Annotated in this window: 5 protein-coding genes; 2 read left to right on the forward strand and 3 right to left on the reverse strand. The window is 40.1% G+C overall.

The genetic code is table 11. From position 1 onward, the window contains the following. Window positions 1-57: 57 nt before the first annotated feature. Together fabF and acpP are read right to left on the reverse strand one after the other, a co-directional pair. A complete protein-coding gene (gene fabF / locus IQ228_RS22505; protein WP_027402747.1) occupies window positions 58-1,311 on the reverse strand; it encodes a beta-ketoacyl-ACP synthase II in 1,254 nt (417 codons plus the stop codon). A gap of 241 nt (window positions 1,312-1,552) precedes the next feature. Further along, window positions 1,553-1,807 carry an acyl carrier protein gene (gene acpP / locus IQ228_RS22510; protein ID WP_027402746.1) on the reverse strand — a complete coding sequence of 85 codons (255 nt, stop codon included), beginning with the start codon at window positions 1,805-1,807 and terminating at the stop codon, window positions 1,553-1,555. A gap of 226 nt (window positions 1,808-2,033) precedes the next feature. Here acpP and IQ228_RS22515 point away from each other — a divergent pair, with 226 nt between their 5' ends. Beyond that, window positions 2,034-2,939: a CoB--CoM heterodisulfide reductase iron-sulfur subunit B family protein gene (locus IQ228_RS22515; RefSeq protein WP_027402745.1), complete on the forward strand. Its 906-nt coding sequence runs from the start codon at window positions 2,034-2,036 to the stop codon at window positions 2,937-2,939. 57 nt (window positions 2,940-2,996) lie between these two features. Here the strand turns inward: IQ228_RS22515 and def are convergent, their stop codons facing one another. After that, window positions 2,997-3,530: a peptide deformylase gene (gene def, locus IQ228_RS22520; protein ID WP_027402744.1), complete on the reverse strand. Its 534-nt coding sequence runs from the start codon at window positions 3,528-3,530 to the stop codon at window positions 2,997-2,999. Window positions 3,531-3,733: 203 nt separating this feature from the next. Between def and IQ228_RS22525 the strand changes: the two genes are divergently transcribed. After that, window positions 3,734-3,847 carry a SpoVT/AbrB-like protein gene (locus tag IQ228_RS22525; RefSeq protein WP_201769148.1) on the forward strand — a complete coding sequence of 38 codons (114 nt, stop codon included), beginning with the start codon at window positions 3,734-3,736 and terminating at the stop codon, window positions 3,845-3,847. Window positions 3,848-4,124 lie beyond the last annotated feature (277 nt).

The following is a 4,124-nucleotide window of genomic DNA, read 5'->3' on the forward strand; positions in this document are numbered from 1 at the left end:
CCCCTGCCCCCTGCCCCCTGCCCTAACAGCGATAGGATATTTTTTATTTGCAAATCACTAGAGAGTAAATTTCTTGAATGCCAGGGTAACATTATGACCACCAAAGCCAAAAGAATTAGATAAAGCCACCTCGACTACCTGATCACGGCTAGTATGGGGAACATAATCTAGGTCACATTCAGGATCAAGATTTTCGATATTGATGGTGGGGGGAATTTTGTTATGAGCGATCGCCAAAATTGTCGCTACAGCTTCAATCCCACCAGAACCACCTAACAAATGTCCTGTCATGGATTTAGTCGAACTAATCGCCACCTTATAAGCATACTCCCCCAAAGCTTTCTTAATAGCAGCAGTTTCATTCACATCATTAGCTTGTGTACTAGTTCCATGAGCATTGATATAACTAACCATTTCCGGTGTCAGCGCCCCATCTTTTAAAGCTAATTCAATTGCTCTAGCCGCACCTAAACCACCAGGAACAGGCGAAGTCATGTGATAAGCATCACAGGTCATCCCGTAACCGACAATTTCCCCATAAATCTTTGCACCACGACTAATGGCGTGTTCCAATTCTTCAAGAATTAAAATTCCTGCCCCCTCACCCATAACAAAGCCATCCCGATCCCGATCAAACGGACGACAAGCATGGGCTGGATCATCATTGCGAGTTGATAAAGCGCGAGCAGCCGCAAACCCCGCCACCGACAAAGGTGTAACTGCCGCCTCACAGCCACCGCAAATCATCGCCTGGGCATATCCGCCTTGAATTTGACGAAAAGCATCGCCGATAGAATTAGAACCAGCAGCACAAGCCGTTACAGAACAGGAATTTGGACCTTTTGCACCCGTATGAATTGCCGTTAATCCTGCTGCCATGTTGGCAATCATCATGGGAATCATGAAGGGACTACAACGATCCGGTCCGCGATTCAAGTAAGTGGTTTGTTGGTCTTCTAATACCTTAATTCCACCAATACCCGAACCGATGATCACACCAACTTGTTCTGCATTGAGATCATTAATCACCAAACCCGCATCTGCTACAGCTTGAATAGCTGCCGATACACCCAATTGGGCAAACCGATCCATCCGCTTGGCTTCTTTGCGTTCTAAATAACTCTCTGGATCAAAGTTTTTAACTTCACCCGCAATGCGGCAACTATGTTTAGACGCATCAAAAGCAGTGATATAGTCAATTCCATTGCGTCCGCTTAATAATCCTTCCCAATATTCAGAAGATGTGTTACCAATAGGTGTAACCGCGCCCACACCTGTTACAACAACGCGGTTACGTTTATAGTCTGTCATGATTACATTAAATATGGCGAAAAAGCAGCAGATTGGACAATAAGGAGTGCTGAGTTCCGAGTTAAGTATCCAAAGTCCAAGAGTATACTGTTTGCTCAATATTATGAACTTTTAGTGCTTTTTTTTGAAGTCAAACTTATAGCTTAGACACTCAACACTCATGTACGGGCGGGTTTATCCAGTTAATTAATATACTCTTAAAGTGTCCATTTAAACCCGCCAATACTGAATTAAAATTTGTCTATGCAGATGCAGCAACGTGATTATTTATATAATCTATAACGTTTTGAACAGTGAGAATTTTTTCAGCCGCTTCATCAGGAATTTCGATATCAAATTCTTCTTCCAAAGCCATTACCAATTCAACTGTATCTAGGGAATCAGCCCCTAAATCATCAACAAAACTGGCTTGTAGTGTAACCTTAGCCTCATCTTCTACACTAAGTTGCTCAACGATAATTGCTTTAACCTTTTCAAAAATATCTGCTTGGCTCATAAATAAAAGTCCTTAACAAGTTGCTATGATTTGCTCTAAATGAACAAAGTTTTTTTTGGGCATATACATCTTATCGGAAAGAGTGAACCTGAGTATAGGTTCTATCATTAAAACTGGGGATTAAAGATTAAGGAGATCCTGAAAATCAGAGATAGAGAGTTGAATAACCCAATTAACTCCCAATAAATACCCATCACATCTAAAACATTAAACCTAATATAATTCTATGCTATCTAAAACGCTAAAATACGCTTATTATCCAGGCTGTGTAGCTCAAGGAGCTTGTCGAGAACTGTATATGTCAACCCAATCTCTCACCCAAGCCTTGGGTATTGAACTGGTTGAACTGAAAAAAGCCTCTTGCTGTGGTTCAGGGACATTTAAAGAAGATTCTCAACTCTTAGAAGACACAGTTAACGCCAGAAATATCGCCTTAGCAGAATCATTAAATCTCCCGTTACTCACCCATTGCAGCACTTGCCAGGGTGTAATCGGTCATGTTGATGAACGGTTAAAAGAATGCCAATCAACAAATCCCGACTATCTCCACAAAGTTAATGGTTTATTAGAAAAAGAAGGCTGTTCACCCTATCGGGGGAGTACAGAAGTTAAACATCTTCTTTATGCTTTAGTCGCAGATTATGGTTTAGAAGAAATTACCCAGCGAGTCACCAAAAAATTAAGTGGATTAAAATGTGCAGCTTTCTATGGTTGTTATCTACTCCGCGCTCAAAAATCCATGCCCTATGATGATCCTTTTCAACCCGAAGCAATGGAAAATGTATTTCGGGCTGTAGGGGCTACACCTGTATATTATCGTGGCAGAACTCAATGCTGTGGTTGGCCTTTATCCAGCTACGCGACAACCGAATCTTTCCAAATGGCCGGAAATCATATTCAAGAAGCTTTAGCCAATGGGGCTGATTGTATTGTCACACCATGTCCGCTGTGTCATTTGAATTTAGATTCTCGTCAACCAGAAGTGGAAAAAGTAATTGGTCAAAAATTAGGTTTACCAATCTTACACCTACCCCAATTGATTGCTTTAGCTTTAGGTGTCAGTCCCAAAGAACTTGGTTTAGAACGACATATAGTATCCACAAAACCCATCTTAGAAAAATTAGGATTTTGATGAAATTGTGGGAAGGGAATAATATTTTTCTTCCCATTACCCATTACCCATTACCCATTACCCATTACCCATTACAGATTTCTGATATTCTTCCTCACTAATTAAATCCTGATTGTTTTCTACCCGATCTAAAAATACTAATCCTTCGAGATGATCATACTCATGTTGAAAAATTCGGGCAATAAAATCAGTTAATTCTTGTTTTTGTAAATTGCCATAACGGTCTGTATATTCAACTTCAATTGTTTGATATCTAGGAACTAAACCCCTAATTCCAGGAACACTTAAACAACCTTCCCAATCTTTAACCACTTCTGAAGAATTGGCAACAATTCGGGGATTGATCACTGCTGTTGGTTGCATTTCTGGCGCATGGGGATATCTAGCATTAGGACGGGAAGCGACGATAAATAAACGGTAGGATGCTGCTATTTGTGGTGCAGCAATTCCCACCCCATTAGCTTGAGCAACTGAGGTAATTAATTCATCAATCAGGGTTTGAATTTCTTGACTTTGAATATTCTCAACCGCAGCAGCTTTTTGTCGTAATATCGGATTACCTAATTTAATGATTGGTGCTAATTCATTCATTTTTACATCTCTATATTTTTCTGTTTCCATCCTGTTCATCCTTTAATTCTGGACATCCTGATATGGCTTGCGCCACGCTTCGCTATCAGACAGTTTTATTTCAATTTAAATAGATCACCGCTTTTTGAAGTGATAGTGATTATACCATTGATGATGTGCGATCGCCCTCCGATTGCGTCGCCTTCTACCTCGCACTGTCATGAATGCCCTATCAGAAAAAATCCCTCCTGGAAATTTTTGCCACCTTAGATGATATTGAAGAAGATTTTCCCAATGTTGATGAAGGATTATTACCCCTAGATGATATTGAACTGTAAAAATGTCTTATTCTTACTTACTCGACACTAATGGAACGACGTGAAATGAAGCAATTCCAAGGGTTGTGATTGCTTCCCTTCGCTCGCAATGACTGTAAATATTTTTGTCCAATTACTTATACTCAACACGGCTTAATTATTTGATTCTGCGGGTAGGGGTAAAGCAAAAGCTTAATGGTGTCAACTTAACGCAAAATCTTCATCCCGCAAGGAACTCAAGTTCCTTGCTAATAGCGAAAGTCATCTAAAAGATGACTAAATACTAGGAAAATTCATT

Origin of the sequence: Dolichospermum sp. LEGE 00246, assembly GCF_015207865.1 — a bacterium.
Taxonomy (GTDB): Bacteria; Cyanobacteriota; Cyanobacteriia; order Cyanobacteriales; family Nostocaceae; genus Dolichospermum; species Dolichospermum heterosporum.

Coding starts and splice junctions, on each gene's coding strand:
- fabF (WP_027402747.1), bottom strand. CDS start 1,311: ATGACAGACTATAAACGTAACCGCGTTGTTGTAACAGGTGTGGGCGCG.
- acpP (WP_027402746.1), bottom strand. CDS start 1,807: ATGAGCCAAGCAGATATTTTTGAAAAGGTTAAAGCAATTATCGTTGAG.
- IQ228_RS22515 (WP_027402745.1), top strand. CDS start 2,034: ATGCTATCTAAAACGCTAAAATACGCTTATTATCCAGGCTGTGTAGCT.
- def (WP_027402744.1), bottom strand. CDS start 3,530: ATGAATGAATTAGCACCAATCATTAAATTAGGTAATCCGATATTACGA.
- IQ228_RS22525 (WP_201769148.1), top strand. CDS start 3,734: ATGCCCTATCAGAAAAAATCCCTCCTGGAAATTTTTGCCACCTTAGAT.